This window comes from Chitinivibrionales bacterium (assembly GCA_014728215.1).
Taxonomy (GTDB): domain Bacteria; phylum Fibrobacterota; class Chitinivibrionia; order Chitinivibrionales; family WJKA01; genus WJKA01.
On the sequence record WJLZ01000109.1, the window covers coordinates 1 to 2,973 of the forward strand.

A 2,973-nucleotide genomic window follows, 5' to 3' on the forward strand; every position below is an offset into this window, starting at 1 on the left:
CGGTAACAGAGCGCCGCATCAATGGATGAAAAGAAAACGGTTACAACTGGATTTGCTTTCTTGGTAACTGCGGCGAACTTGGTGCCTTTGAAGTACTTCAGTTTGCCGAAATATATTGTTAGCGCACCAACACTTTTTGAAAGCTCATATCCGTTTTTCTTTAAGGGTGAAATCAGATTATCAATGATAAAAATCCGCAGTCCTGAAGCGATCATTCGTGAGTGATCTGTTTTTCTGAAAGTCAAAGTTTCAGCGTCGGGAATGCACCAAGCCGTCTTCCTGTATTTCAAACATTATCTTTCTTCCCCATCACCTCATTAAAAAAATCAATCAGTGTTGCGGTGTCAATAGTTTCCCCGCCCTGCCCGGCTGTGCGCACAGCAAAGATCTGTTTTTGTCGATTGGTATCGAACAGAGTAAACCACCGCATGGGCGTGCGTGAAGGATCTTCGTGGTGGACGTTTTCAACTTTGATTTCAATGTCATCGATTGAGTGCTCGGAAATTACCCGTTTGGTGCGTTCGCGGCGGAGGACTATTTTTTGCTGGTCGGGAAATAATAGGACTTCTGTTGTCGTTTTTAAATCATACAAAAATTTTATGAAAACAAAGCCAAAAGCTGCAGCTATTATGCCCATGACTGCAATGCTGGCTATATTAAATTCTATTATATTGTTTATCGATCTGTAAATAGTAATTGTCAGACTGTAGAATGTAAGTGCAAATATTGCTCCCGAAATGAGGATCGGCCATAATCTTCCTTTCTCAGGAGCTTTTATTGCCAGGCAATCTTCATATTCTTTAATATTTTCTTGAATATTAATAGGTATATCAGTCATTTTTTAGCAGCCTCTATTTCTAAGAAATTTAAATATGCATCTCTATTATTTACTAACCCTTTAATTGATTGTGAATATTCGCTTTCAATTCCCCAAGGGGACCGTTTCAAGAAAAAGGTAATTTCATTATCGTCTGCAAATCCATACCAGGCACTACTACCAGTTGTTAGCACTGTTCCCAGAGCTATTCCCGCGACTCCAATTGGAGCAGCTGGTGGAAAAAACAATAGGATTGTTCCTGCTGCTGTTAATAAATTCCCGGCTACACTTGTTGCTTTTGCCGCGCTGGCATCAAAATCTTTGGTCTTAAATTCATCATAGGATTTGATACCACAAATTATTGCATCACCAATAGAGAATAATACAGTTGCAGCAGGGCCAGCTTTTTTTGCCGCGAAGTTGCCAAACTTTGTTCCTGAATATCGTTGTAATTTGCCTACAAAGACAAATAATGCAGCTGCAGATTTAAGTGAATCGTAAATGTCTTCCTTTTTTACTTTGCCTTGCGTTGCTTTGGCAAGAAAAATCGCTAAACTCAACCCATCCAACACCGCCCCATACTTATCCATAACCGCATCAAAATCATCAAGGTTTTTCAGATGAGCTGCAGATTCCAAATCAATTTCGAAACGGTCGAACTCCAGGGTTTTTCCGGAAAGTGCATTATCAAACTGGTCCAGATATTCATTCCTGCTGATATTTTCGGTGATAATATTCAGTTTGACATCAAGCCCCATTTCAAACAGGTTAAATATTCTCTTTTTCTTCAATGCTGCATCAATGCGAGGTGCTGCGGCATAGACTTTCGCTATTGTACTGATCACCTTTGCGTATGAATCGGTATTTTTGTGGACAGCGCTTCCCAGAGCAATAATTCCTTTGTCTTCATTTAACACAGGGTGTTTTCCTTTGAAATGCTTGATGAGAAGATCTCTTCCCAAATCGATTTCATCAAGTCGATCGATTGACCGGAACAGGTAATCAAATCCTGTAAAGCTCTGCTCTTTGCTGGAATCCATGGCAGCAATATCCTGCTCAACGCCTTCCCATCCGGAATCCTGCAAGCAGGTGGCAATTTTTTCTACCTGCGTTTTCATTTTTTGATATGCCTGTGTATGCGCGTGCATTTTGTTTGTTATCCAGGCCTTGAAATCTTTTCCATCATTTTTCAAGCATTTCCAGGTCAATTTTTCATCTAACGTAGCATTTTCTCTGCCGCCGGTTAAGGCATGGATTACCAGTCCGGCAGTCAATTGCTCAAGTTGAAAGCGTGCCTGTTGATCGGAATTCTGCAAGGTAATATTGCCCTTGCCGTCATCGTTAACAGAAGTATCGAAACGCTTTTCGAGAAAACTATTGAGTGCCTTGCTGAATTCTTTATTCGCATTGTCGGCCCCGCTGAGCAAATCCCTCACCCCAATCAGCAGTGTGTCCTTTTCAATCCCTTCAAGATTGGGGTCTGCTTCTCCTGCTATTTCAAGCAAATCACGATGAGCGTCAAGCCGCTCAGGAAGCCATATCGTTCCCATGGTCGATTGCGTACCAATATCATAGCAGCGAACAGATGGATTGTTGCATAATTCCTCTATGCGTTTCCAGTTGAGCTGAAACGGCGATGCCCCAATGTAAAGTCTGAGGGATTCTCCGTTTATCCGGGCCTTGAGATCGACAGTGTCTCTTCCGGAAGTATGAGCTTCCCTGGTATCCTGTGATACGTGTTTCTTGAGATTAACAGGATGAGCTTTACCATTGCCGTCAAACCAGTATTCGGCATCGAGCCATGCGGCATCATTGCCTGAAGCTTTTTTGGCAAAGACATACATCCATCGGTTTTTAAGCAACAGCAGCTTTTCGCTTCTGGTTTCCTCTTGAGTTCCTGCAACTGTCATTCGGTATAATTCCAGCTCACGAATAGCTGCTTTAAAGGTAATTGCAGCGGGCCTTTCCGTTTCTTCATCAGAAGGCTCCCATTTAAAAGGTTCGATCACTAAATAATCTTCGTTATTGCGACGCAGCAGCAATTCGTATGTTTCACCTTTTGTTAATCCGCTGAACGCCAGGGTCAATTTCTGGTCTCCCGAAACGGCATCATCCTTAACAGTCCGTCGAGCAATGATGTCTTCATCTGATGTGTC

The 2,973-nt window shown here is 42.2% G+C and carries 2 protein-coding genes; one reads left to right on the forward strand and one right to left on the reverse strand.

Translation table 11 applies throughout. From position 1 onward, the window contains the following. The first annotated feature begins 21 nt into the window (after window positions 1-21). Entirely contained in the window at window positions 22-225 is a 204-nt protein-coding gene (locus tag GF401_08145) for a hypothetical protein (GenBank protein ID MBD3345017.1), read from the forward strand. A 61-nt stretch (window positions 226-286) separates the two neighbouring features. Here GF401_08145 and GF401_08150 read toward each other — a convergent pair whose 3' ends face one another. Then, window positions 287-838: a hypothetical protein gene (locus GF401_08150; GenBank protein MBD3345018.1), complete on the reverse strand. Its 552-nt coding sequence runs from the start codon at window positions 836-838 to the stop codon at window positions 287-289. Window positions 839-2,973: the final 2,135 nt, after the last annotated feature.

What these genes read in the sequence shown, in the direction of transcription:
- GF401_08145 (MBD3345017.1), top strand. Translation starts at nt 22, where the DNA reads ATGGATGAAAAGAAAACGGTTACAACTGGATTTGCTTTCTTGGTAACT.
- GF401_08150 (MBD3345018.1), bottom strand. Translation starts at nt 838, where the DNA reads ATGACTGATATACCTATTAATATTCAAGAAAATATTAAAGAATATGAA.